Raw genomic sequence first — 25,845 nt, forward strand, 5'->3', positions numbered from 1 at the left:
CGACGTCCGGTGACGAGAACCCCGCCGCGCCGTTCCGAACGAAGGACAACGGTCCGCGTGCATGATCCGGCCGACCCGGGGCAGTCGGCAGCCGCACCACAACGACGGACCACTCACCGAGGAGGCGCTCATGACCAGCGGAATGTGGGACTACGGCAACACCGAGGGCTACGCCCCCGGCACGGACCTGACGGGCTACCGCGTCGAGGCCGAGGACGGCCACATCGGCAAGATCGACCGGCACACGGAGGACGTCGACTCCGCCCACATCGTGGTCGACACCGGCCCGTGGATCTTCGGCCGGGAGGTGCTGCTCCCGGCGGGCACGATCCGCCGCGTGGACACCGCCGAGCGGACGGTGTGGGTGAACCGGACGAAGGACGAGGTCAAGAACTCGCCGGAATACGACAAGGACCGGCACACCGCGGACCCCGAGTACCACCGCACGATCGGCAGCTACTACGGCGGAGCCATCTGAGCGCACCGCCCGCCCCGGCCTCGTGTGGGCCACGACCAGGTTGTCGTGGCCCCCACGAGGCCGGCCGCTTGTTCACCACGCCCCGGGATCTTCCGAGGTCACAGTGGTTGCACCGTCGCGTCCGCGAAGCCCCGCGCGACTGCGGCCCCTCATGACACGCCCTCAGGACAGACCGCCGCGCGAACGGCGAACCGTGCGGCCGCCTCCTGCGCCCGGGCGGAGCGCCGTCGGCGGGCCGCACCGGGAACGCGGACGAACCGGAGCAGCACCGGACCGGCCGGCTCCGGCCGAGGGCACCACCCGCCACCCCCTTGACACGGCCAAATCGGGACGGAATGGTTGATTTCGTACATACTGCCTGATTGTCCGCGGGGTGTGACGTCGCAGCGTCAACACCCTCCCCGCGCAAAGCCCTGGGCCCTGGGCCCGGTCCGGGGTCCCGGGCTTCGCGCCGGAGGTACGACGTCGCGCTGATCACGGATCTCGTACGGGGTCTCCTGGACACCGGTCTTCCGAGACGCGAAGCGCTGTGGTGGGAGCCGGAGACGGGCTCGCGGGGGACGTCGGTCCCCCTGGAGCGCTGCGCGTGCCACACCCTCCGGACCCCGTCCGGATCCTCACCCGAGGGAATGAACGAACGATGGACAGATTCACCGAGCCCCACCTCGTCGGAGGTCCGCAGGAGCTCCTGCGGACACCCCCGCAGCCCGTCCGCGAGGACGCCGACCGGCTGACGTACCGCTGGCGCAACGGCTACGAGCACTACGAACGCGAGGAGCGCACCACCGACGCCGAGTCCGAACCGACGTATCGGTGGGCCTATCACACGACGATCGCCGAATGACCTGCCCGGCACGCCGGAGGAAGTCCGCGACCCGCGCCCGGGGCGCGCCTGTGCGTCCCGGGCGCGCCCGGCACACTCCGCACCCGGGCCCCGGCCGGACTCCTCGGAAGCCATCCCGCAGACGGGCAACGGAGGAACCATGAACATCCCCGTAGAACGAGACAAGCTGTTCCGCACCTGGGCGAACGCCGTGTCCGCCGACGACCTCGAAGGGTACCTGGCGTGCTACGCCGACGACCTCCGCGTGGAGGACCTCGCCGTGGAGATGGCCGTGGAGGACAAGCCCGGGCTCCGCAGGGCCGGGGAAACCTGGTTCACCGCGTTCCACGATCACCAACTCACCCTCGACGGCTACCTCGTGGGAGAGAACGGCGCCATCGGCACCCGGTGGACGCTCTCCGCCACGGTAGCCGGGCACTTCCCCGGCCTCACCGAGAACGCCGTGATGGGCCGCCGCTTCACGAAGCACGGGCTGAGCATCTTCACCTTCGCCCCTGACGGGCGCTTCCACACCGAGGTCGCCTACTGGAACCTCGCCACCGTCATCCGGCAGATCACCTGACCGACCGGTAGACGTCCCCCGCAGCGTCCCGCAGCGTCCCGGGCCGACCCGGCGAGGGCCGGCCACCGGCCGAACCGGTGCGGGCCGACGCCCCTCCGGGGCCCGCCCGGGTTTCAACGCTTTCACACATCGACCAGCGCGGGAGTCTAGGCCGCCCCGGCAGAATCGTGCATCGTTTCCCATGACGGCGGCTTCACTCCGGAAGCGGTACCGACCCCGACGGGCAACGGTGATCGCCGCTCCTCCCCCGCGGCGGGTCCTGTGTCCCGCCGCTCTCCGGACACGCCGCCGAGGCGCGGGCGCCGGACCTTCCAGCACCTCCATGGCAGGGGATCTGCCGCACCCGCCGCAGCCTCTGCGAAAGGAGCGGTCCTGATGTCCACCGAATCGTCCACGACTGCGGCACCCGGCGAGCAGACGCGGGTCCCGATCGCCGTCCTGGGGATGGACTGCCGGTTCACCGGGCCCGCGACGTCCCCGGAGGGGCTCTGGCGGATGCTGGCGGCGGGCGAGCACTCGGCCACGGCGCTGCCACGGGACCGCGGTTGGAAGATGGACGGGCTCTACGACCCGGACCACACCGTCGAGGGCACCACCTACGTACGGGCGGCGGGCTTCCTCGACGACGTGGCGGGCTTCGACGCCGAGGTGTTCGGGATCGGCCCGCGTGAGGCGTCCGCGATGGACCCGCAGCAGCGGCTGCTGCTGGAGAGCACCTGGCACGCGCTGGAGCGCGCTCGCATCGCCCCGAGGGGCCTGGAGGGCACCCGCACCGGCGTCTACGTGGGGATGAACGACAGCGGCTACAGCCGGCTGACCGGCAACGCCCCGTCCGGACTGGAGAGTTACGTCCTCACGGGTACGCAGGCCAGTGTGGCGTCGGGCCGGATCGCCTACGCCCTGGGGCTGAACGGTCCGGCGCTCACGGTGGACACCGCGTGCTCGTCCTCCCTGGTGGCCCTGCACCTCGCGGTGCGGGCGCTGAGGGCCGGCGAGTGCGACGTGGCGATCGCCGCCGGCGCCACCGTGATCGCCTCGCCCGAGCAGCTGAAGTGGTTCTCCCGGCTGAAGGTGTACGCCGCGGACGGGCGCTGCAAGGCCTTCGCCGCCGAGGCGGACGGGTTCGCCCCGGCCGAGGGCGTCGCCGCGGTGGTGCTGATGCCGTTGGAGCGGGCCCGGGCCGCCGGGTACCCGGTGCTCGCCCTCGTGCGCGGCAGCGCGGTCAACCAGGACGGGGCCAGCGACCGGCTGACGACCCCGAGCGGGCCCGCCCAGCAAGCCGTCATCCGTGCCGCACTGCGCGACGCCGGTCTGGAACCGGGGGACGTCGGGGTGGTCGAGGCGCACGGCCCGGGGACCCGCGCGGGGGACCCGGTGGAGGCGGCGTCGCTCCAGGCCTGCTACGGCCGCCACCGGACGCCCGAGGATCCGCTGTGGATCGGTTCGGTGAAGACGAACATCGGGCACACCACCGCCGTGGCGGGCCTGGCCGGCGTGGTGAAGATGGTGCTGGCCCTCCAGCACGAGCAGCTGCCCGCAACCCTGCACGCGGAGAACCCCACACCGGCCGTCGACTGGAGCGCGGGTACGGTGCGGCTGCTGCGCGAGCCGCGGCCCTGGCCGCGCGGGCCGCGCCCGCGCCGGGCCGGGGTCCTGGCGTACGGCATCAGCGGCACCAACGCCCACGCGGTGCTGGAGGAGGCGCCGGCCGACCTGCGGACCGCCGCCCCCGGACACCCGTCCGAGGACGACGGGGCCGGGAACGGTCGGGCCTGGAAGGACGGGACCGGGGTCTGGCTGTGGCCGCTGTCCGGGGCCGGCGAGGAGGGCCTGCGGGCTCAGGCCGCCCACCTGGCGCGGCACGTCCGCACCACGCCGACGGTCGACCCCGCCGACGTGGCCTGGTCCCTGGCCACGACACGCAGCGCGCTCCCCCACCGCGCCACCACGGTCGGCGGCGGTGTCGACGCGTTACTGGACGGGCTCGATGCCCTCGCACGGGGCGAGGCGTCCACCACGGTCGTGAGGGGAAGGGCCCTGCCCGGAACGGCCCCCGTCTTCGTCTTCCCCGGGCAGGGCGCCCAGTGGCCGGGCATGGCCGCGGCGCTGGTGGAGGCCTCGCCCGTCTTCGCGTCCGCCCTGCACGCCTGTGGCAAGGCCCTGCGGCCGTGGCTCGACGTCGACATCGAGGACGTCGCCTGCGGATCGCCCGGCGCACCGCCCCTGGAGCGGGCCGAGTACGTCCAGCCCGCCCTGTTCGCCGTGTACGTGGCGCTCGCCGAGCTGTGGCGTGCGCACGGTGTCCGGCCCGCGGCGGTGATCGGGCACAGCCAGGGCGAGATCGCCGCCGCGCACGTCGCCGGGGTGCTGTCCCTGGAGGAGGCGGCCCGCGTCGTCGCGCTGCGCAGCCGGGCCCTTCGGCACGTCACCTCCCGGGGCGGGATGGCCTCGCTGGCCGCTCCCGCCGCAAGGACCGCGCTCCTGATCGCCCCCTGGGCGGGCCGGGTGGAGGTGGCGGTGGAGAACGGCCCGGCGGCGACCGTGGTGGCCGGGGACACCGACGCCCTCGCGGAGGTGCTGGAGTGCTGCGACCGCGAGGGGGTGCGCGCCCGGCGACTGCCCGTCGACTACGCCTCCCACAGCCCGCACATGGACGCCGTCCGCGAGGAGGTCCTCGCGCTGCTGGAGGACGTGGTGTGCGGGCCCGGCCACACCCCGGTGTTCTCCGCGACCCTGGGGCGCCGCGTCGACCACACCGTGCTGGACGCCGGGTACTGGTACCGCAACCTGCGCGAGACGGTGCGCTTCGACGCGGCCGTGCGGGAGGCGGTGGCCGCCGGGCACCGGCAGTTCGTCGAGGTCTCCCCGCATCCCGTCCTGGCCGCGGCCGTCGCCGACATCCTGGCCGACGCGGGCGTCGAGGGCGCGGCGGTGCCGACCCTGTACCGGGACCAGGGCGGTGCGACGGCCTTCGCCACCGCGCTCGCCCGTGCCAACGCCATTGGCACCCGGGTGGACTGGGGCGCCCTGTACCCCGGGGCGCGCACCGTCGACCTGCCCGTCCACGCCTTCCGGCACCGCCGCCACTGGCTGCCCGCGGAGCCGGCCGGAACCGGCCTGCGGGACGCGGGTCTGGACCCCCTCGGCCACCCGTGGCTCGCCGCGGTGGTCGACCTGCCGGACGGCGGCACCGTGTTCACGGGAAGCCTGTCGCTGTCCGAACACCCCTGGCTCGGCGGCCACGTCGTGCACGGCACGGTCCTGCTGCCCGCCACCGGCATGCTGGAACTGCTGCTCCGGGCGGCCGACCGGCTCGGCTGCGAGCGCCTGGAGGACGTCGTCCTCCAGGCACCCCTCGCACTGCCCTCCAGCGGCGCCGTCGACGTCCGGGTGAGCTGCGTCCCGCAGGCGGCCGACCGCCACGCCCTGACGCTGCACTCCCGCACGGCGCTGGGGCGGTGGACGTGCCACGCCCAGGCCACCGGCGCGGGGGCCGTCGAGACCGAACAAGGATGACGGACCGAGGATGTGAGGACGCATGACGACCTGGCCGCCCGCTTCGGCGGAAGAGGTCTCCGTGGAAGGGCTCTACCAGGACCTTCACGCACGCGGTTACGCCTACGGCCCGGAGTTCCGCCTCCACGGCCTGTGGCGCGACGACGCCGGGTTCCACGGCGAGATCGCGCCGAACGGCCATGACGGCACCGACGCGGCCCTGTTCCAGCTCCACCCGGCGCTGATGGACGCGGCCCTGCACCCCGTCCTCCTCGCCCTGCGGCGGACGGGGGCACAGGAGACACAGGACACGCAGAACACGCAGGGGACACAGGAAGCACAGGCGACGCAGGAGGCACAGGAGACGGACGGGGAGCCCCGGACGCTCCTCCCCCACTCCATCGGCTCGGTCCGGCTGTACGCCCGCGGGGCCGGCGCCCTGCGCTCCACCGTGACCGCCACGGCGGGCGGCGGCTTCGACATCCGCGTCACCGACCTCGCGGGTCGGACCGTGGCCGTCGTCCACGACCTCCAGGTGCGGCCCACCACGACCAGGGCCCTGCGTGCGGCGCTCGCCGCCGCCGAGCCCAGCGTCTTCCGGCTCGTCTGGCGGCCGCTGGCCGGGCCTGCCCCGTCGGAGGACGGCTCCCGGTGGGCCGTCGTCGGGCCCGGCCGGGACCTTCCGGGAGCGGCGCGCTTCCCCGACCTCGCCGGTCTGCTGGAGGCGCTGGCTGCCGGGGCGGCCGCGCCCGACGCCGTCCTGCTCGACCGGCGCGCGGCCCCGGACGGCCGCGGCACCGCCGTGCGGGCCGACGACGCCCACCGGCGGCTGTCCGCGCTGCTGGGCGACCTGCAGCGGCATCTGGCGGACCGACGGCTCCACGGGACACGGCTGGTGGTCCTGGTCCGGGGTGCCCACAGCGTCCGGTTCGGGGATTCCGTGACCGATCTGCCCGCCGCCGCCTGCGCGGGACTGATCCGTACGGCGCAGCGGGAGAACCCGGGCCGGTGCCAGCTGATCGACCTCGACGACGGCCCGGTGCCGATCCCCGCGCTGGCCGCGGGAATCGCCGCCGGCCACCCGACCGTGGCACTGCGCGGAGGCACCGCCTACGTGCCCCGCCTGGTCCTCCCCGACGACGGCGACCTGATCCCCCTGCCCGCCGACGGCCGGCCCTGGCGGCTGGCCCCCTCGCGCAGCGGCACGCTGGACGGTGTGGCGGCCGTTCCGGCGCCGGACGTCCTCGCGCCGCTGGAGCCCGACCAGCTCCGCGTCCGGGTGCACGCCAGTGGGCTGAACTTCCGCGATCCGATGACCGCGCTCGCCAAGGTGGACGGCACGTCCATCGGGTGCGAGGTCGCCGGGGAGGTGGTGGACGTCGGAGCGCGGGTGTCCGGCGTGCGGATCGGCGACCGGGTCGCGGCCTTCGCCGGCCTCGGCTGCCGGGACGGCCTGCACGCCTCCCTGGCGGTGGTCGACCGCCGCTCGGTGCTGCCGGTGCCCGACCACTGGAGCGACCAGCAGGCCGCCGGGGTCACCGGCGTCTTCGTCACCGCGTACGAGGCGCTGGTCGGGCGGGCCGCGGTGCGCAGGGGCGAGAAGGTGCTGATCCACGCCGCCGCCGGCGGATTCGGCATGGCGGCCGTCCAGTTGGCCTCCCATCTGGGCGCCGAGATCCACGCCACCGCCGGCCGGCCCAAGTGGTCCCTGGTGGAGTCCCTCGGCGTTCCCGCGCACCGGATCGCCGACTCGCGGAGCCTGGACTTCGAGGAGCGGCTGCGCTCGGCGACCGGCGGCACGGGATTCGACGTGGTCGTCGGCAGCCTGGCGGGCGAGTTCGTGGACGCCTCCCTGCGGCTGCTGCGTCCGGGCGGCCGCTACGTGGAGCTGGGCAAGACCGACGTCAGGGAGGCCGAGGCCGTCCGGGCCCGGTACCCGGGGATCGCCTACCACGTCGTGGACCTGCTCAGCGCGCCGCCCGACCGGCTGGAGGAGATCGTCGGGAGGCTGGGCGAGCTGTTCACGGCCGGGGCCCTGCGACCGCTGCCCACCCGGTCCTGGAACGTCCGCCACGCCCGCCCGGCCATGCGCCACCTCAGCCAGGGCCGCTCCACGGGCAAGCTGGTCCTCACCCAGGGGCCCGAGCGGCTGGGCCCCGCCGGCACCGTCCTGATCACCGGGGGGACCGGGACGCTCGGCGCGGAACTGGCGCGCCACCTGGTCACCACCCACGGGGTGCGCCGTCTGGTCCTCCTCGGCCGCCGTGGTGCCGCGGCCCCGCACGCCCGGCAGCTCGCCGAGGAACTGTCGGCGCTCGGAGCCGCCGTCGACCTGCCGGCCTGCGACGCGGCCGACCGCTCGGCGCTCGCCGAGGTCCTCGCGGCGGTCCCGGCGGAGCATCCGCTGAGCGCCGTCGTCCACGCGGCGGGCGTCCTCGACGACTGCCTGGTGGCCGACCTGACCCCGGAACGGCTGCGGACCGTGCTGCGTGCCAAGGTCGAGGCCGCCGTCAACCTGCACGAGCTGACCCTCGGCGGCGGCCTGCGGGCCTTCGTGCTCTACTCCTCCATGAGCGGCCTGCTGGGCTACCCGGGCCAGGCCAACTACGCGGCCGCCAACGCCTTCCTCGACGCGCTGGCCCACCACCGGCGTGAGCTGGGACTGCCCGCCACCTCCGTCGACTGGGGTCTGTGGGAGCAGGCCAGCGGCATGACCGCCCATCTGACGCGCACCGATCTGCGCCGGGTCGGGCGCCACGGCCTGCTGCCCCTGTCGACGGCGCGCGCCCTGGCCGGCTTCGACCTGGCGCTGGAGCTGGACGAACCGCAGCTGGCCGTGGCGCCCATGCCGTCCGCCGCCGCGGGGGAGCCGTTCCCCGACCTCTTCACCGACCTGCCGACGCACCCCTCGCGACGCGGCCCCGCACGGGCCACGGCCTCCGACGGGGGCGCTGCGGCGGAAGGCGCCCCGGAGGAGAACGCCCGGCTCCTGCGGCTGGAGCCCGAGCGACGCGCCGAGCGGCTCCTCGACCTCGTCCGCGCCCACACGGCGACGGTCCTGGGGCACCCCGGCCCCGAGGCGGTCGACGCCGAAACGCCGTTCCGCGACGCCGGACTCGATTCCCTGGCGTCCACCGAGCTCCGCAACCGGCTCGGCACCGCCCTGGGCGCCCGGCTGACGGCGACGGCCGTGTTCGACCACCCCACCCCCGCCGCGCTGGCCGGCCACCTGGACCGGGTGCTCACGGCGGCCGGCTCCGACCCCGCGCCCGCGCCCGGGCCTGCGCCTGCGCCCTCCGACGGGGGGCAGACCCGGCCGGACGCGGACGACGGCGACCTGGTCACCTCCTTCCTCCAGGCCTGCCGGGCCCGCCAGTACGAGCGGGCCATCCGGCCGGTGGAGCTGCGGGCCCGGCGACGCCCGGTCTTCCGCACCGCCGCCGAGGCTCCGGAGCACCGCCTCCTCCTGCTCACCGACGGTCCGGACCTCCCGGCCGTGGTGTGCGTGCCCGGCATCGGGGCCCCGCCGGACGCCTCCCCCTTCGCCCGGCTGGCCTCCGGATTCACCGGACGGCGCGCCGTCCGGGCCCTGGAGGCCCCGGGCTACCGGGACGGCGAACCCCTGCCGGCCTCCCTCGATCTGCTGCTGGGCCTCTGGGCCGAGCAGTTGGCCGCCCCGCCGACCGCCGAGCGCGTCGTCCTGCTCGGCCACTCCTCCGGCGGCTGGTTCGCCCACGCCCTGGCCGAGCGGCTCCGCGGCCGCGACGCGCCCGCCGCGGCCCTGGTCCTCCTCGACACGCTCCCCCCGGGCACCCGGTCCCACCCCCTCATCGAGGAGGCCGCGTTCCGCGTCGCCGACCACGCGACCGCCGGCTTCCCCACCGCCGCGGCCCTGACGGCCGGGATCGCCTACCGCGACCTGATCGCGGACCGGTCCCCGGCCGACGGCGTCGCCCCGACGCTGTTCCTCCGCCCCCGGGACAGCTCCATGGGCCTCGTCTGGCCCTTCCCCCACCACGCCGTCGACGTGCCCGGCGATCACTTCTCCGTCCTCGGCCGGCACGCCCGGCCGGCGGCCGCCGCCGTGCAGGCCTGGCTGGACTCCCTGTGAAGGAGCGCACCCCGATGTGCCCGGACGCCACACCCGTACGACGGATCGACCCCCTGCCCGCGGACCGCTGGGACGAGCGGGAGCGCGCCCTCGCCGCTCGCGTCCCCGAGGTCCTCGGCCCCGGGGTGCCCAACGTCGTCGGCACGCTCCTGCACCACCCCGACCTGCTGGAGGCCCTCGCACCGTTCTCGCTCTTCCTCTTGACGCGCGGGCGCCTCCCGCACCGCGAACGGGAACTGCTGATCCTGTACACCGTCTTCCTCGCCGGGGCCCGGTACGAATGGAGCCGCCACGTCCCGCTCGCCCGGAGCGCCGGCCTGCGGAGCACGGAGATCCGGCGCATCCCGCGCGGACCCGGGGACCCGGCGTGGTCCGACCAGGACCGCCACCTGCTCCGGGCCGCGCACGAACTCCACCGCGGCGCCCGCCTGTCCGAGCGCACCTGGCAGGCCCTCGCCGCCCGGTACGACCACGCCGCGATGATCGAGATCACCATGCTGGCCGGCCACTACCGGATGTTCGCCTACCTCCTGAACTCCGCCGGAACGGAACTCGATCCCGGGTTCACGTCGGAGGCGATGGAGCCCTCCGAGGGAGAGTGAGGACACCGTGATCACCAGCCCGACGGACACCGTGCGGATCGCACCCCACCGGCTCCCGGTCGTCGGACACGCGCTGCCCCTGGCGCGGGAGACCCTGCCCTTCCTGCGTTCCGTGCACGCGACGGGGGACCTGGTCCGCGTGGACATCGGACCGCTGCCGGTGTACTTCGTCACCACTCCCGGCCTCTTCCACCAGGTACTGGTGAAGGACGCCCACGCGTTCGCCCGCGGCCGGTTCTTCGCCCGGACCCGCCGCCTCCTGGGGGACGGCCTCGCGACCGCCGACGGGGACAACCACCACCGCCAGCGGCGGCTGATGCAACCGCTCTTCCACCAGAGCCGGATGCCTTTCTACGCCTCGGTCATGGCGCGGCACCTCCAGGCCCTCACCGACTCCTGGAGGCCCGGCCAGGAGGTGCGGGTCGAAGAGGAGATGATGAACATGGCCATCGGGATCATCGCCGACGCGATGGTCTCCTGCGACCTCGGGCCCGAGGCGGCCGCGGAGATCCGGTTCTGCATGCCCGTGCTCGACCGGACCATCGTCACCCGGGCCCTGATGCCGCGGTGGCTCGACAACGTCCCGATCCCGATGAACCGGCGGTTCGACTCCGCGGCGGACCGCATGCGGCGCACCACCGACCGCCTGATCGCCGAGCACCACTCGGCCGACGCCCACGACGATCTGCTGTCGTGGCTGCTGACGGCCCACGACGGCACCACCGGCACGCGCATGAGCGACATCCAGGTCCGCGACGAGATCACCACGATCCTGGGCGCCGGAAGCGTGACGACCGCGCACACCATGGCCTGGGTGTTCCACGAACTGGCCCGGTCCCCCGAGGTCGAACGCCGGCTCCACGCGGAGCTCGCCGACGTCCTCGGCGGACGGCCGGCCACGTACGCCGACATCCCGGCCCTGGAGTACACCGGCCGCCTGGTCCAGGAGGTGCAGCGGATGTACTCCCCGCCGCTGGGGACCCGGCGGGCCCTCACGGCGACCGAGATCGACGGCGTGCGGATCCCGCCGGACACCGAAGTGGGATTCAGCCTGTACGCGCTGCACCGCGACCCGCGGGTGTACGCGGAGCCCGACCGCTTCGACCCCGACCGGTGGTTGCCGGAGCGCAGCCGGCGGCTCCCCCGGGGAGCCTTCATCCCCTTCGCCGCCGGCCACCACCGCTGCATCGGCGAATTCTTCGCGAAGACCGAGATGGCCCTGACGGTCGCCCACATCGCCGCGCACTGGCGCCTGCGGCCCGTGGCGGGGCACCGGGTCCGCCCCGTCGCGGCCCTGGTCCCGCGCCCCGACCGACTGCCCATGACCCTGGTGGCCCGCGACTGACGGTCCCGGTCCGCGCAACCGTCGAACGGCCGTCGCCGGCCCGCCCACCGGCTGCCGGGACCGGGTCAGGAGGGACACATGAAGGAGCACCAGCCGAACCCGTCCTTGGCCGCGCTGCTGTCCGAGGCCCGCTGGAGCACCGGGGAACTGGTCCGGGCCGTCACCGAACTGGCCCGCGCACAGGGCCTCGAACTGTCGTACCACCGGACCGCACCCGCCCACTGGCTCACCGGCACCAGACCCAAGGAACCGACGCCCAAGCTCATCGCCGAGGCCTTCAGCCGACGCCTCCGAAGGCCCGTCAGCACGGCCGACACCGGCTTCGGGCAGCCGGGGGCCGCGCAGGACGGCGAGCCCTCGGCCACCGGACCGCGGGGCCTGCCCCGTGTCATGGAACTCGCGCGCACCGACCTGCACCCCGAGCACGGCCCGCGCGCACGGGAGCGGATCTACGACTCCACCCGGCTTCCGGCCCGATCCACCGGGCGCCCGGACGACCGGCGGCCCCTCGCCGTCCACGGGGCGGGCGGCGACCTGGTGGCCCTGTTCAAGGAGCTGCACGTCAGGTACGGCGGGATCAACATCCGCCCGATGCTCGCCGCCTACCTGGCGCACGCGGACCGGACGAACGGCCCCGCCGCCCGGGGGCAGCCGGCCGACCAGGCCCGGCTCACCTACCGGATGGGCGCGATGACCGTCGACGCCGGACACCACCACCTCGCCCAGCAGTACCTCCTGTGCGCCCTCGACCTCGCCGCGCGGTGCGGCGACCGGGCCACCTACGCCCTCGCCCTGCGCATCCTGAGCTTCCAGGCGCTGTCGCTCGGCTACACCGCCCGGGCCGTCCAGCTCGCCGACCAGGCCACCGCCGTACGGATCCCCGACGGCCCGCTCCGCGCCCTCCTCCTCGGCCAGCGCGCCCTCTGCCGGTCCGCCACCGCCGAACGGTCCGACGCCGTCGCCGACCTCCTGGCCGCCGAACGCTGCTACGACATCGCGCCCGACGGCGACGACCCCTTCCTGCGGTGCCCCCGCGCCGAGTTCGATTACTGGAGGGGCATGGTGCTGTCCGCCTGCCGGGCGGCTCGACCCGCCACCAGGGCCTTCGAGGAGTCCCTCCGGCAGTGGGCCGACAACGAGCACATGGGCCTGGCCATGACGTACTCCGCCATCGCCCGCTCCGCCGTGTCCTCGGGAGCTCCGGACCGGGCGGCGGCCCACTGCGAGGCCTTCCTGGCCCACTACGGGAGCACCGCGTCCGTCTACGCCGACCGCGAGCTCGCCCGAGTGCGGTCCCTGCTCCGGAGCTTCCGGCGCAACCGGGCCGCCGCCGAGGTCCTCGACCGGGCCGACAGCCTCTTCCCGGTCATGGACCCGCCGCCCCGGGCCGCGTGAGCGGCTCCGGCTGCCCTCCGGTGAGCACCGACGCCACCGTCCGGCACCGCGCGCACCGGCGGACAGGCGGACAGGCGGACGGGCCGGAACGGGTGATGATCACGTGGCACGTCGCCCGTGCGGTCAGCGCTCCAGCTGCCTGGCGTCGATCTCGGCGATCAGGCCCTCGATCAGGGCCCTGATCTCGTCGCGGATCGGGCGCACGGCCTCCACGCCCTGGCCGGCCGGGTCCTCCAGCGTCCAGTCGAGGTACTTCTTGCCGGGGAAGTACGGGCAGGCGTCGCCGCACCCCATGGTGATCACGTAGTCGGATGCCCGGACCGCCTCGGTCGTGAGGACCTTCGGCGCCTGGTCCGAGATGTCGATGCCGACCTCGGCCATGGCCGCGACAGCGGCCGGGTTGACCTGGTCACCCGGCACGGAGCCGGCGGAGCGGACCTCGACGCGGTCGCCCGCGAGGTGGTCGAGGAAGCCGGCGGCCATCTGGGAGCGGCCGGCGTTGTGGACGCAGACGAACAGCACGGAGGCTGCGGGGGAGGTGGTCATCTCGCTCTTCCTCGGAGACGGGAGTGCCGCACGACGCGACGAGGCACGGCCTGACAGTCGTGGTGTCCGCAGACCGTTCGCGCTGCTGGACTCGGCGGCCGGCTTCGCGCAGCCGCCGACACCGGAAAACGTATCACCGCATGATGATGTCAGTCGATGGTGATGCAACTTGGCGCTCTCGCCACAGCCACCACCCGGACCCGGGCACCGCCCCCGGGGAGGTCCGGCCATGGACTTCGGCGGCCATGACCTGCGCCGACTTCGTCGCCTTAGGATTCGAGAATGAACAGGACCACGCTGCCGCACGAAGAGCCCCTACCGATGACGACGCGGCGAACCCGCTGGCAGGAGGCGGGCCAGAGCGGAAACTTCGGCAAGCGGTTCGCCGAACTCATCGCCGCCGGCGAGGACGTCGACGGCGAGGCCCGGCTCGCCGACACGCTCCTGCCGCGCGGCGCCCGGGTGCTGGACGCGGGCGCCGGCATGGGCCGGGTCACCGCGGCGCTCCTGCGGCGCGGGCACGACGTGGTGGCGATCGAGCCCGACGGGGCCCTGGTCCGGCAGGCCCGGGAGACCTACCCGGGGCTGCCGATCGAGGAACGCGACATCCTCGACCTCGGCCCCGACGACGGCCCGTTCGACCTGGTGGTCTGCGTGGGCAACGTGATCGTCTACCTGGCCGAGGGCACGGAGCGCAGGGCCCTGGGCGCGATGCGCGACGTGCTCGGCGAGAACGGCCGGATCCTGGTCGGCTTCCACTTGCAGGACGCACCGCCGCACGCCCGGAACTACACCGCGGCGGAGTTCGAGGCGGACCTGTCCGCCGCCGGACTCCGCGTCGACCTGCGGGCGGGCACCTATCAGCTGCACCCCGCGAACGACGCCTACGGCGTCTGGATCCTCAGCCGCGCGCAGGACCGGCCCGCCTCCCAGGATCGACCCGCCTCCCAGGGCTGACGCCCCTCGGGCGGACACCGTCCCGCCGAAGCGCCCCCCGGGGCGCTTCGGCCGGCGGACGCCGCGCCGGGCTTGGAACCGCCCTCGACATCGACTAACGTATCACCACATGGTGATGTCAGCGGAGAGTGATACAAAGAGCCCCGTGGACGTGCTGAAGGCCGTGGCCGACCCGCTGAGGATCCGCATCCTCACGCTGCTCGCCCGCGAGGCCCTGTGCACCAGCCACCTGGTCGAGGAGACCGGCGCCCGGCAGACCAACCTGTCCAACCACCTCAGGATCCTGCGCGAGGCCGGACTGGTCGACACCGAGCCCTGCGGCCGCTTCACCTACTACAAACTCCGCCCCGACGCCCTGGACGGCCTCGTGGGTTTCCTCGGCGACCTCGCCTCCACCGCCCGCGCCACCGCGTGCGCCGACACGAAAAGGTCCTGCCCGTGACCGCCACCAGGACCACCGCGCCTCCGGACTCCCCCGAGGCCGGGCCGGTCGGCAAGCTCTCCTTCCTGGACCGCTTCCTCGCGGTGTGGATCCTGATCGCGATGGGTCTGGGTATCGGTCTCGGCCGCCTGATCCCCGGCCTGAACGACGTCCTCGCGAAGGTCGAGATCGGGGGCGTCTCCCTGCCGATCGCCGTCGGCCTGCTGGTCATGATGTACCCGGTGCTCGCGAAGGTCCGCTACGACCGGCTGCACACCGTCACCGGCGACCGGAAGCTGATGGCCTCCTCGCTGGTGATCAACTGGCTGCTGGGCCCCGCCGTGATGTTCGCGCTGGCGTGGATCTTCCTGCCCGACCTGCCCGAGTACCGCACCGGCCTGATCATCGTCGGCCTGGCCCGCTGCATCGCCATGGTCATCATCTGGAACGACCTCGCCTGCGGCGACCGCGAGGCCGCCGCCGTCCTGGTCGCCCTCAACTCCGTCTTCCAGGTCGTCGCGTTCGGCCTGCTCGGCTGGTTCTACCTCGACATCCTGCCCGGCTGGCTCGGCCTGGCCCAGGACGACCTGCACTTCTCCGTCGGCAAGATCGTCGTCAATGTGCTGATCTTCCTCGGCATCCCGCTCCTCGCCGGCTTCCTCACCCGCCGCCTCGGCGAGAAGAAGCTCGGCCGCGAGACCTACGAGCAGACGTTCCTGCCGAGGATCGGCCCCTGGGCGCTGTACGGGCTGCTGTTCACGATCGTGATCCTCTTCGCCCTCCAGGGGAGGAGCATCACCGACCGGCCCGGCGACGTCGCCCGCATCGCCCTGCCGCTGCTGGTCTACTTCGCCGTGATGTGGTTCGGCACCTTCGCCCTCGGCAAGGCCATCGGCCTCGCCTACGACCGCACCGCCACCCTGGCGTTCACCGCCGCCGGCAACAACTTCGAACTCGCCATCGCGGTGGCCATCGCCACCTTCGGCGTCACCTCCGGCCAGGCCCTGTCCGGCGTCGTCGGCCCCCTCATCGAGGTCCCCGTCCTCATCGGCCTCGTGTACGTCTCCCTCGCCTGGCGGCGGAAGTTCACCACCCGGGCCACCCCGGCCGTGGAGTCCTCGCGGTGACCGGTCCGTCCCGGCCACCCGCCCGCGGCGCGCCGCACCTGCCCGCCGGCCGCCGGGACGGGCCGGTGAACGGCGCCGGCCGGGCCGTCCAGGTCCTCGTGATCGGCGGCGGCCAGGCCGGGCTGGCCGCCGGCTACCACCTGCGGCGCGCCGGACTCGACTTCGCGATCCTCGACACCGCCCCGACGCCGGGCGGCGCCTGGCAGCACTACTGGGAGAGTCTCCGCCTGTTCTCCCCCGCCGCCTACGCCTCACTGCCCGGCCGGCCGATGCCCCACCAGAACGGGCACGACCACCCGGACGCGGCACACGTCGTCGACTACCTCACCGCGTACGAGAAGCGCTACGAGCTGCCCGTCCACCGCCCGGTCCGGGTCCGCGCCGTGGAGGACGCCGGCGACGGCGGTCTGCTGGCCCGCACCGACGACGGCACCTGGCACACCCGGGCGCTCATCAGCGCGACCGGCTCCTGGTCCCGCCCGTTCGTCCCCGCCGTCCCCGGCCGCGAGCTTTTCACCGGCCGGCACCTGCACGCGCGCGACTACCGCCGCGCCGAGGACTTCACCGGGCAGCGGGTCGTCGTGGTCGGCGGCGGCAACTCCGGCGCCCAGATCGCGGCCGACCTGCTCGGCAGCGCCGCGGCCGTGCGCTGGGTCACCCGCCGCCCGGCCCGTCTGCTCCCCGACGAGATCGACGGCCGCGCCCTGTTCGAGATCGCCACCGGCCGCGTCCGGGACGGCGGCCCGCGCATCGCCGACCTCGGCGACATCGTCGCCGTCGAACCCGTCCGCCGGGCCCGCGCCGCCGCGCTGCTCCCCGACCACCGCATGTTCACCGCCCTCACCCCGACGGGCCTGCTCCACCCCGACGGCACCGCGTGGCCCGCGGACGCCGTCATCTGGTGCACCGGATTCCGCCCCGCCCTCCACCACCTGACCCCGCTCGGCCTGCGCACGGGCGAGCGCGGCCGCATCGCCACCGACGGCACCCGAGCCGTCGCCGACCCGCGTGTCCACCTGCTCGGCTACGGCGACTGGACCGGCCCCGCCTCCGCCACCCTCATCGGCGTCGGCCGCACCGCCCGCACCGCCGTGACACAGATCGGCGAGGCCCTGAACGCGCCCCCGGCGCCGAACCGTTTCCCCACGTAGGAGCCGCCGGTCACGCCTGCAGTTTGGGTGCGCGCAGATCTCCTCCAGCGCCCTGGGGACCATCCCGGCCCCCGGGCCATCCGATTGGCGAGCAGCCCGCCGCGGCGTCGCGGCCCGGTCAGCCGACGACCGGGCCGCGGCGCTCGGCCCGCCCCCTTCCGCACCCGGAGAGCGGACGCGTCAGCCCGCTGCGGCGGAGAGCATGCCGGCCATCGCGGCCAGGACCCCGGGCTCGACCCGGTAGTAGACCCAGGTGCCCCGCCGCTCGCTGGTCAGCAGTCCGGCCTCGCGCAGCTTCTTGAGGTGGTGCGAGACGGTGGGCTGCGAGACGCCGACGTCCTGGATGTCGCACACGCACGCCTCGCCGCCCTCGTGCGCCGCGACCCGGGAGAACAGCCGCAGTCGCACCGGATCGGCGAGCGCCTTGAACATCACGGCCATCCGGGCGGCGTCGGCCTCCGACAGACCGGCCGAGGTGAGCGGCGGGCAGCAGGGCGCGGCAGCCTGGACCGGCTCCGCGAGGGGAAGCGTCTGCGCGTTCGACATGCGTCAATATTGACATGCGTTGAATCAAGGAGGAAGGCCGGTCCGTCCGCACCCCGCAGCCGCGACCTCTGCTTCGATGAACGCCTATGTTGACGCTCATCAAAGCAAGTGCCATGCTGGCGACACGACCAGGACATCGACAAACGTCGAAGCAAAGGAGAACCCACGTGAACGCCTCCGCAGCCGGGCAGCCCCTCCCCGTCGTCGTGGTGGGAGCCGGCCCGATCGGCCTGGCCGCCGCCGCCCACCTGCTGGAGCGCGGCATCGAGCCGCTCGTCCTGGAGGCGGGCCCGTCGGCCGCCACGGCGGTGCGTGGCTGGGCACATGTGCGGCTGTTCTCGCCGTGGGCGGAGGTCGTCGACCCGGCCGCCGAGAAGCTGCTCGCGCCGACGGGGTGGATCCGCCCCGACGGCGCCGCCTACCCGTCCGGCGGGGACTGGGCGGAGCGGTACCTCCAGCCGCTGGCCGACGTTCTCGGCGGGCGCGTCCGCTACGACGCCCGGGTGACCGGCCTCGCCCGCGCCGGGCGGGACCGGATCGTCGACGCCGGCCGCGAGGAGCAGCCCTTCACCGTCCACGTCGAGCACACCGACGGCAGCGAGGAGCGTCTGCTCGCCCGGGCGGTGGTGGACGCCTCCGGCACCTGGACCACCCCGAACCCGCTCGGCGCGAACGGCCTGCCCGCCCTCGGTGAGCGCGCGGCCGGCGGCCGCCTCTCCCACCGCATCCCCGACCTGCGCGATCCCGCCGTACGGGAGCGCTTCGCGGGCAGGCGGACCGCCGTGGTCGGCACCGGCGCCTCCGCGTTCACCGCCCTCGCCCAGCTCGCCGACCTGGCGCGGGAGGAGGCCGGCACGCATGCGGTGTGGGTGCTGCGGCGCGGCATCACCGGCTCCACCTACGGCGGCGGGGCGGCCGACCAGCTGCCCGCCCGCGGCGCGCTCGGCCTGCGGGCCGAGAAGGCCGTCGCCGACGGGCACGCCTCCACCCTCACCGGCTTCCGCACCGCCGCCGTCGAGACGGCCGGCGAGCGGCTGGTCCTGGTCGCCGAGGACGGCCGCCGCAGCGAGCCCGTCGACCAGATCGTCGTCCTCACCGGCCTGCGCCCCGACCTCTCCTTCCTCTCCGAGATCCGCCTCGGCCTCGACGAGCGCCTCCAGGCCCCGACCGCCCTCGCCCCGCTGATCGACCCCAACCAGCACTCCTGCGGCACCGTCCACCCGCACGGCGCCGCCGAGCTCGCCCACCCGGAGAAGGACGTCTACCTCGTCGGCATGAAGAGCTACGGCCGCGCCCCGACGTTCCTCGCCATGACCGGCTACGAGCAGGTCCGCTCCGTCGCCGCCGCCCTCGCCGGGGACCACGAGGCCGCCGCCCGCGTCGAACTCACCCTCCCCGAGACCGGGGTGTGCGGCGGCGCCGGACTCTTCGACGAGCCCGAGGCCGCCCGGGGCGAGGGCGGCTGCTGCTCGACGGCGCCGGCCGAGCCGCAGCTGATCACCCTGAGCACCACCGCGCCCGGATCCTCCTGCTCCACCACCGGCGGCGGGTGCTGACCACTCCCGTGAGCACCGTCCGGACCAGCGGGGCCGCGATGACCGGCGGATCCCTCACCGGCGCCGTCACCCGGCCGGCCCCACCGCCCTGACCCACCGGCACCACCCCGACCACATCCGCGCTCCGACCCCGTCGGCGAGCCCAGCCCGCTCCCGGCCCTTCCTCCTGCTGTCCGCGGTGTCCACCCTGACGACCTTCCCGGCGCGGTGGGATCACCCGCGGAGGGCGGGGTCCCACGACAGGCGGAGATCAGCCGTCCTCCCGGGGCCGGGACCGCCGCACAGGAAGTCGGACGGGCCGACTTCTCGTGCGGCGCGGGCGGACCGGTCGCGCTCAGCGGTAGGCGGCGAGGCCGTCGGCGAGTTCCTCGTCGTCCCCGTCGTGGAGGGCTGCGAGGGCCTGTTGCAGCGCGAAGGTGCCGCGGATCGCGGCGATGCGGGCCATGAGGTCGTCGGATCCCTTGAGCCCCCGCCCGTCCGGCGCGGCACCCAGGGCGAGCACCTGCGCCAGGAACCCGGCGCCGTGGCCCGCGCCGACGGCCGCGAAGTCCTCGGCGGGGTCGCCGAGTTCGGCGCCGTCCCAGTCGATCACCCCGGCCAGGCGCGGCAGGCCGTCCGCCCACTCCCACAGGACGTTCTCCGCGCCGAGGTCCCCGTGCACGACGGCTCCGGTCAGGCGAGGGAGACCGTCGACCGCCGCCAGTTCCCGTTCGGCGCGTCGACGCCCGTGGCCGGACATGAGCGGGAAGAGGCCGGCGCGCACGTCCACGGCGAAGCGCCGCCACCGGTCCGCGCGGGCCCGGGGCAGCGCGGTCCGGGCCGGCCCCTCGGCGCCGGCCCGGGCCAGCGCCTCCAGCAGCGCCGCGTACTGCGCCGCGACCACCGCGGCCACCCGGGCGTCGTCGAGCGCGCCGTCCGGGAGCGGCTCGCCGGGAACACGGGTGAGGACCAGGTACGGCGTCTCGGTCCCACCCAGCGCCAGCGGTCGGGGCGTGCGCACACCGAGGCCGAGCCCGGCGAGCGCGCGCAGCACGGCCGCGCCACCGGACAGCCGGGCGGCCGCAGCGGGGGTGCGGGGCAGGCGGACGACGCGCTCCGAGCCGATGACCACGGTGTGGAACTGGCCTTGCCGCACCGGGAGACCGTCCGGCTCGTCGCCGGGCAGCAGCCGACTCAGCAGGGCGCCGTGGGTCGTGCGGACGTCCATCAGAGCGCCTCCGGATCCTCGCCGATCTGCCGCCGCCTGCCTGCCGAGAGTCCCTCCCGGGCAGCGGGGCCCAGCGTCCGACGCTACTTCAGGCGGCGGCCGCCGTAGCACTCGCCGCCCAAGGCGTCGGTCCGATGACGGATCGATCACCTCATATCGGACTCTTTACGCAAACCATATGCAGTCATCCCCATTTGTGATACATCAGTGCGATCAGGCTGCTCTCGTCCCACAGCCGGGGGCACCGGACACTGATCCGAGGGGAAGACACATGACGCTGCGTAAGCTTGGCCGCCCGCGGCGGGCGAAGTCAGGAGCCGCCCGGGGAGGCGGAGGACAGGGGAGACGGAGAAGGCCTGGGCCGTCACGGCTGCTCTGTGTGCTGGTGGGCATGCTGGTGGCCTTCACCGGCTTCGGGGTGAGCGGCTTCAACACGGCGCCGGCCGCCGAGGCGGCGCCGCTGTCGACCTTCTCGAAGACGGGCGTCAACGTCACGAACCCGTCGACGGCGACCGCCACGACCGCCGGGTCGGCGCAGCCCGGTGACACCGTCAAGTGGGTGCTGGACTACAAGAACGGCACGACCACGGATGCCGACGTGTCGATCACCGACGCGATCACCGGCGGACAGACCTACGTCGCCAACTCGCTGCAGCTGCCGCCCGGCTTCACCGGGTCGGTGGCGAACGGCACGCTGACGGCGAAGGGGCCCGTCCTCCAGGGGACGACCTCGGCCGCGTCGCCCGTCTTCACCGCGCAGCCCGTCAACTTCAACACCCCCGGCGGTGACGGCTACTCGGTCGAGGGGTACAAGAACAACATCTACACCGTCTTCCACCACAACAACACGCGGACGTCCGTGTTCTGCGCGACGCTGGCCGGTGCGGTCTGCCCGGGCTGGCCCGCGCTCTCCACGTACGTGGACCCGAAGGCCGGAACGCCACTGGGGACGGGAAACGTCGCCTACTTCACGATGCAGGTGAACGGTTCGTTCATCGCCAACGGCAAGCTGTACTGGCCGGTGGCGGTGAACACCGACTTCGGGATGCAGTGCCTGGACCTGGAAGCCCGGGTCAGCTGCGGCTACCTCAAGCTCGGCACGGCGCCGGTCAGCGGCTACATCCTCGCCGGCGACGGCATCGCGGCGGCGGACGGCAACCACTACTACGTCGACATCAGCGGCAACCTGCACTGTGTCGCACCTGACGGCACCGCGTGCGGCGCCGTGAACATCACCGGCGGCGGGAGCATCGGCGGCGCACCGGGCTACGAGATGGGGACGTTCGGCCGCTACGTCTACGTCACCTTCGTCAACGCCACCCAGACGAGCGACAACCTGTCGTGCTTCGACACCGTGACCCACCAGGTGTGCGCGGGCTTCCCGATCGCGACCGGCGCCGTGCAGCCCTATGCCCGCAGCAGTGAGGTGTTCCCGGTCGTCTCCTCGACCGGCGCCTTCCTCGGGGGCTGCGCGATCTACGGCTCGGTCTGCTACATGCCCACGGGCGCGGCGATCGCCAACCCGTGGAGCCAGCGGACCTACTCCTTCTCCCCGAGCACGAGCCAGGGCTTCGGCACCGGCACACTGGTCGGGACGAAGTGGTACACGGGCAACGCCAACGTGGTGGACTGCTACGACTTCGCCCGGCCGCTGGCCGCCGGCAAGGTCCAGCCCTGCGCCAACTTCACGACCCACCCGCCCAACCCGTCCAGCTACACGGTGCGTGCCCTGGCGAACCTGCCCGGCTGTATGGCCTCCAACGGTGACGGCGGGCGGATCGGCATCTTCAACGCCGAGACCGGCGCTCCGTGCGCCTCAGCGTCCAGGAGTGTGCAGCTGGCCCCGGACGTCTACTACTGCGACGGGAAGTCCGGGCACACGACCTCGTGGGGCACGGTGTCACTGCCGGGCCTGGACGGCTCGCAGTACTACGGCGCCACCCTGACGCTGACCGGAGCCGACGGGGCGCCGGTGCCGGGCTGGACCGACGTGGCCTTCCCCAAGTCCGGCCCCCAGTCCCTCGACATCTCCTCGATACCCGTCTCGGGCAACACCGCCTCGCTGACCGCCACGGTCGGCCTGGCCGCCGTGAACAGCGCCACCGCGGTCAACGCGGCGAAGGTGAAGGTCACCTGGGTCGGCGACAGCGTCCAGGTCTGCTACCGGACGGTCGCTCCGCCGGTGTCCTGCCGGCAGAGCCTGCCGGTCACGAACACCGCCACCGCCGTCACCACGGCGGGCGGCACGAGTGACGCGCCCGGCCAGACGACGGGCACCGTGACCTTCAACGTGGCCCCGTCGGCCGAGCAGTGCATGCTGCACCTGACCAAGACCGCCGACCCCGCGACCGCCAGACCGGGCGATCCGGTGACGTACACGATCAAGGTCACCAACACCGGCACCCAGGACTACGTCGCCGCCGACCCGGCCTCGCTGAGTGACAGCATCACCAAGGTCCTGGGCGACTCCTCCTTCGACCCCGCGAGCCTCCAGGCCTCCGCCGGGACCGCCACGTACGACCAGGCGGGCAAGGTGATCGGCTGGTCCGGCCCCCTCGCGGCCGGTGCCACCGCCACCATCACCTACACGGTGAAGGTCAACGACCCCGACCTCGGCGGCCACCTGATGACCAACCGGGTCGTCACCCCGCCCGGCACCGCATCGAACTGCGCCGCGGCCTCCACGGACAAGGACTGCGCCGTCAACGTCCCCGTGCAGTCCCTGCGGGTCGTGAAGACGACTCCGGCCACCAAGGTGACGGCCGGCGAGAAGGTCGACTACACGGTGACGGTCACCAACACCGGCGGCGCCGACTACACCGCCGCCGACCCGGCCTCGTTCACCGACGACCTGAGCGCCGTCCTCGACGACGCCGTCTACAACAACGACGCGACGGCCACCTCCGGTGCGGTGACCTACGCCGCACCGACACTGTCCTGGTCCGGCCCGCTGCCGGTGGGCGGCACCGTGACGGTGACCTACTCGGTGAAGGTCAACGACCCCGACACCGGTGACCAGAAGCTGGACAACACCGTGGTGACGCCGGCCGGTTCGGGCGGCAACTGCGCCCCCGGCTCGACCGACCCGGCCTGCCGCGTGCAGATTCCGGAGAGGGCGTTCTCGCTGGTGAAGACGGCGTCGCAGCCGACCGCCGACCTCGGTGACACCGTGACCTACACGTTGAAGGTCACCAACACCGGGGCCGCGGACTACACCGCCGCCGACCCGGCCTCGTTCACCGACGACCTGAGCGGCGTCCTCGACGACGCCGCCTACGGCGACAACGCCCTGGCCACCGCCGGATCCGTCCAGTACACCGCACCCACCCTCACCTGGTCCGGCCCGCTGGCCATGGGCGCCTCGGCCACGATCACCTACAGCGTGACCGTGAACACCCCCGACGACAACGGCGACCGCCTGCTCCACAACACGGTCACCAGCCCTCCGGGTTCGGGCGGCAGCTGCGTCCCCGGCAACACCGACCCCGCCTGCCGCAGCGACGTGCCGGTCCCGGACGACCCCAAGCTGACGCTGACGAAGTCGGCCTCCACCGGCACGCTCGTCGCGGGTCAGGAGATCACCTACACGTTCGTGGTGAAGAACACCGGCAACGTGACGCTGACGGACGTCAAGGTCGACGAGACCGCGTTCACCGGCAGCGGCACCATGTCGGCGGTCACCTGCCCGAGCGGCGCCGCTTCCCTGGCACCGGGCGCGGCGGTGACCTGCACCGCGACCTACACCGTGACGCAGGCCGACGTGGACGCCGGCACGGTGAAGAACACCGCCACCGCCACCGGCACTCCGCCCCGGGGCGAGCCCCCGGTGTCGCCGCCGGCCGACGCGACGGTCACCGCGAACGACAAGCCCGCGCTGGCTCTGGTCAAGATCGGCCACAGCAGCAAGCCGAACGAGCTCGTCGTCGGCGAGCAGGCCCGCTACGACTTCACGGTCACCAACACCGGCAACGTCACGCTGAAGGACGTGAAGGTCACCGAGGTCGCGTTCACCGGCAGCGGCACCATGTCGCAGGTCACCTGCCCGACCGCCGAGGCCGCGTCCCTGGCCCCCGGCGCGGCGGTGACCTGCACGGCCACCTACACCGTGACGCAGGCCGACGTGGACGCCGGCTCGATCAAGAACACCGCCACCAGCACCGGCACCCCGCCGCGGGGCGAGCCCCCGGTCTCCCCGCCCGCCGACGCACTCCTCCCGGCACCGGAGCAGCCGGCGGTGGCGCTCGTGAAGACCGCCTCCACCGACAAGCTCACCGTCGGGGAGGAGATCAGCTACACGTTCGCCGTCACCAACACCGGCAACGTCACCCTCAAGGACGTCAAGGTCACCGAGGGCACGTTCACCGGCAGCGGCAAGCTCTCCCCCGTCAGCTGCCCGAACGGTGCCGCTTCGCTGGCTCCGGGCGCGACGGTGCTCTGCACCGCCACCTACACCGTCACCCAGGCCGACGTGGACGCGGGTTCCGTCAAGAACACCGCCACGGCGACCGGTACCCCGCCGAACGGCCCGCCGCCGGTCTCCCCGCCCAGCGAGGTGACCATCCCGGCGCCGAACAACCCGGCCCTCACCGTGGTCAAGACCGCGAGCAGCAGCCGGCCCGACCAGCTGACCGTCGGTGAGACCGTCACCTACACGTTCGCGGTGAAGAACACCGGGAACGTCACGCTCAAGGACGTGAAGGTCAACGAGACCGCGTTCACCGGCAGCGGCACCATGTCGGCGGTCACCTGCCCGAGCACCGAGGCCGCGTCCCTGGCCCCGGGCGCCACGGTCACCTGCACCGCCACCTACACCGTGACCCAGGCCGACGTGGACGCCGGCTCGATCAAGAACACCGCCACCAGCACCGGCACCCCGCCGAGCGGTCCGCCGACCGTCTCCCCACCGAGCGAAGCCGTCGTCCCGGCTCCGAGCGAGCCCGCGGTGTCCCTGGTGAAGTCGGCTTCGACCCGCACGCTGGTCGCGGGCGAGGCGGTCACCTACAGCTTCGCCGTCACCAACACCGGCAACGTCACGCTCAAGGACATCAAGGTCAACGAAGGGGAGTTCACCGGCAGCGGCACGCTGTCGCAGATCACCTGCCCCGCCGCCGAGGCCGCATCGCTGGCGCCGGGCGCCACGGTCACCTGCACCGCCACCTACACCGTGACGCAGGCCGACGTCGACGCCGGCTCGGTGAAGAACACCGCCACCAGCACCGGCACCCCGCCCTCGGGCGAGCCCCCGGTCTCCCCGCCGTCCCAGGTCGTGCTGACCACGACCGACGCACCGGGCGTGGCCCTGGTGAAGTCGTCCTCGACCGGCACGCTCGTCGCCGGTGAGGAGATCGTCTACAAGTTCGAGGTGAAGAACACCGGAAACGTCACCCTCAAGGACGTCAAGGTCAACGAGGGCGAGTTCACCGGGAGCGGCAAGCTGTCGGCGGTCACCTGCCCGACCGCCGAGGCCGCATCCCTGGCCCCGGGCGCCACGGTCACCTGCAC

The 25,845-nt window shown here is 73.8% G+C and carries 16 protein-coding genes and 1 pseudogene; 14 read left to right on the forward strand and 3 right to left on the reverse strand.

The window, feature by feature from the left end:
- Positions 1–130 precede the first annotated feature (130 nt).
- The 8 genes from ACFVVL_RS11715 (at position 131) to ACFVVL_RS11750 (ending at position 12,832) form a co-directional block, all read left to right on the forward strand.
- A complete protein-coding gene (locus ACFVVL_RS11715; RefSeq protein WP_387673608.1) occupies positions 131–478 on the forward strand; it encodes a PRC-barrel domain containing protein in 348 nt (115 codons plus the stop codon).
- A 640-nt stretch (positions 479–1,118) separates the two neighbouring features.
- Complete coding sequence (locus ACFVVL_RS11720) at positions 1,119–1,322, forward strand: DUF5988 family protein (RefSeq protein WP_380294183.1); 204 nt, start codon at positions 1,119–1,121, stop codon at positions 1,320–1,322.
- Between the two features lie 139 nt (positions 1,323–1,461).
- Positions 1,462–1,884 carry a nuclear transport factor 2 family protein gene (locus ACFVVL_RS11725; protein WP_380294720.1) on the forward strand — a complete coding sequence of 141 codons (423 nt, stop codon included), beginning with the start codon at positions 1,462–1,464 and terminating at the stop codon, positions 1,882–1,884.
- A gap of 375 nt (positions 1,885–2,259) precedes the next feature.
- Positions 2,260–5,400, forward strand: a complete 3,141-nt coding sequence (locus ACFVVL_RS11730; RefSeq protein WP_387673612.1) for a type I polyketide synthase — start codon at positions 2,260–2,262, stop codon at positions 5,398–5,400.
- A 22-nt stretch (positions 5,401–5,422) separates the two neighbouring features.
- Positions 5,423–9,490 carry an SDR family NAD(P)-dependent oxidoreductase gene (locus ACFVVL_RS11735; RefSeq protein ID WP_387673615.1) on the forward strand — a complete coding sequence of 1,356 codons (4,068 nt, stop codon included), beginning with the start codon at positions 5,423–5,425 and terminating at the stop codon, positions 9,488–9,490.
- Between the two features lie 14 nt (positions 9,491–9,504).
- The gene (locus ACFVVL_RS11740) at positions 9,505–10,092 is read left to right on the forward strand and encodes a carboxymuconolactone decarboxylase family protein (RefSeq protein ID WP_387673618.1); all 588 of its coding nucleotides are present in this window, start codon (positions 9,505–9,507) and stop codon (positions 10,090–10,092) included.
- A 7-nt stretch (positions 10,093–10,099) separates the two neighbouring features.
- Positions 10,100–11,437, forward strand: a complete 1,338-nt coding sequence (locus tag ACFVVL_RS11745) for a cytochrome P450 (protein ID WP_387673621.1) — start codon at positions 10,100–10,102, stop codon at positions 11,435–11,437.
- Positions 11,438–11,515: 78 nt separating this feature from the next.
- On the forward strand, positions 11,516–12,832 hold the full coding sequence (locus tag ACFVVL_RS11750; RefSeq protein WP_387673624.1) for a hypothetical protein: 1,317 nt from the start codon (positions 11,516–11,518) through the stop codon (positions 12,830–12,832).
- Between the two features lie 123 nt (positions 12,833–12,955).
- Here ACFVVL_RS11750 and ACFVVL_RS11755 read toward each other — a convergent pair whose 3' ends face one another.
- On the reverse strand, positions 12,956–13,378 hold the full coding sequence (locus ACFVVL_RS11755; protein ID WP_387673626.1) for an arsenate reductase ArsC: 423 nt from the start codon (positions 13,376–13,378) through the stop codon (positions 12,956–12,958).
- A gap of 321 nt (positions 13,379–13,699) precedes the next feature.
- On the opposite strand from ACFVVL_RS11755, the gene ACFVVL_RS11760 reads away from it, so the two are divergent.
- The 4 genes from ACFVVL_RS11760 (at position 13,700) to ACFVVL_RS11775 (ending at position 17,034) form a co-directional block, all read left to right on the forward strand.
- Positions 13,700–14,335 (forward strand): class I SAM-dependent methyltransferase, encoded by a 636-nt coding sequence (locus ACFVVL_RS11760; RefSeq protein WP_387673629.1) that lies wholly within the window; start codon positions 13,700–13,702, stop codon positions 14,333–14,335.
- A 151-nt stretch (positions 14,336–14,486) separates the two neighbouring features.
- The gene (locus ACFVVL_RS11765; protein WP_380294721.1) at positions 14,487–14,777 is read left to right on the forward strand and encodes an ArsR/SmtB family transcription factor; all 291 of its coding nucleotides are present in this window, start codon (positions 14,487–14,489) and stop codon (positions 14,775–14,777) included.
- The gene (arsB, locus tag ACFVVL_RS11770) at positions 14,774–15,883 is read left to right on the forward strand and encodes an ACR3 family arsenite efflux transporter (RefSeq protein WP_387673632.1); all 1,110 of its coding nucleotides are present in this window, start codon (positions 14,774–14,776) and stop codon (positions 15,881–15,883) included. The genes ACFVVL_RS11765 and arsB overlap by 4 nt, the downstream gene beginning before the upstream one ends.
- A 65-nt stretch (positions 15,884–15,948) precedes the next feature.
- Complete coding sequence (locus ACFVVL_RS11775) at positions 15,949–17,034, forward strand: ArsO family NAD(P)H-dependent flavin-containing monooxygenase (RefSeq protein WP_387674046.1); 1,086 nt, start codon at positions 15,949–15,951, stop codon at positions 17,032–17,034.
- Positions 17,035–17,214: 180 nt separating this feature from the next.
- On the opposite strand, the gene ACFVVL_RS11780 is transcribed toward ACFVVL_RS11775, so the two are convergent.
- Positions 17,215–17,580 carry a metalloregulator ArsR/SmtB family transcription factor gene (locus ACFVVL_RS11780; protein ID WP_387673635.1) on the reverse strand — a complete coding sequence of 122 codons (366 nt, stop codon included), beginning with the start codon at positions 17,578–17,580 and terminating at the stop codon, positions 17,215–17,217.
- Between the two features lie 167 nt (positions 17,581–17,747).
- Here ACFVVL_RS11780 and ACFVVL_RS11785 point away from each other — a divergent pair, with 167 nt between their 5' ends.
- Positions 17,748–19,136, forward strand: coding sequence for an NAD(P)-binding domain-containing protein (locus tag ACFVVL_RS11785; protein ID WP_387673638.1), 1,389 nt, complete (start codon positions 17,748–17,750; stop codon positions 19,134–19,136).
- A gap of 334 nt (positions 19,137–19,470) precedes the next feature.
- On the opposite strand, the gene ACFVVL_RS11790 is transcribed toward ACFVVL_RS11785, so the two are convergent.
- Positions 19,471–20,343, reverse strand: a complete 873-nt coding sequence (locus tag ACFVVL_RS11790) for a phosphotransferase family protein (protein ID WP_387673641.1) — start codon at positions 20,341–20,343, stop codon at positions 19,471–19,473.
- Positions 20,344–20,734: 391 nt separating this feature from the next.
- On the opposite strand from ACFVVL_RS11790, the pseudogene ACFVVL_RS11795 reads away from it, so the two are divergent.
- Positions 20,735–25,845 (forward strand): annotated as a pseudogene (locus ACFVVL_RS11795) (hypothetical protein); the annotation flags it as partial.

The organism is Kitasatospora sp. NPDC058115, assembly GCF_042884635.1.
GTDB lineage: Bacteria > Actinomycetota > Actinomycetes > Streptomycetales > Streptomycetaceae > Kitasatospora.

Excerpts from the sequence above, each read along its gene's own strand:
- ACFVVL_RS11715 (WP_387673608.1), top strand. The coding sequence starts at position 131 with ATGACCAGCGGAATGTGGGACTACGGCAACACCGAGGGCTACGCCCCC.
- ACFVVL_RS11730 (WP_387673612.1), top strand. The coding sequence starts at position 2,260 with ATGTCCACCGAATCGTCCACGACTGCGGCACCCGGCGAGCAGACGCGG.
- ACFVVL_RS11780 (WP_387673635.1), bottom strand. The coding sequence starts at position 17,580 with ATGTCGAACGCGCAGACGCTTCCCCTCGCGGAGCCGGTCCAGGCTGCC.
- ACFVVL_RS11750 (WP_387673624.1), top strand. The coding sequence starts at position 11,516 with ATGAAGGAGCACCAGCCGAACCCGTCCTTGGCCGCGCTGCTGTCCGAG.
- ACFVVL_RS11725 (WP_380294720.1), top strand. The coding sequence starts at position 1,462 with ATGAACATCCCCGTAGAACGAGACAAGCTGTTCCGCACCTGGGCGAAC.
- ACFVVL_RS11735 (WP_387673615.1), top strand. The coding sequence starts at position 5,423 with ATGACGACCTGGCCGCCCGCTTCGGCGGAAGAGGTCTCCGTGGAAGGG.
- ACFVVL_RS11760 (WP_387673629.1), top strand. The coding sequence starts at position 13,700 with ATGACGACGCGGCGAACCCGCTGGCAGGAGGCGGGCCAGAGCGGAAAC.
- ACFVVL_RS11720 (WP_380294183.1), top strand. The coding sequence starts at position 1,119 with ATGGACAGATTCACCGAGCCCCACCTCGTCGGAGGTCCGCAGGAGCTC.
- ACFVVL_RS11755 (WP_387673626.1), bottom strand. The coding sequence starts at position 13,378 with ATGACCACCTCCCCCGCAGCCTCCGTGCTGTTCGTCTGCGTCCACAAC.
- ACFVVL_RS11740 (WP_387673618.1), top strand. The coding sequence starts at position 9,505 with ATGTGCCCGGACGCCACACCCGTACGACGGATCGACCCCCTGCCCGCG.
- ACFVVL_RS11790 (WP_387673641.1), bottom strand. The coding sequence starts at position 20,343 with ATGGACGTCCGCACGACCCACGGCGCCCTGCTGAGTCGGCTGCTGCCC.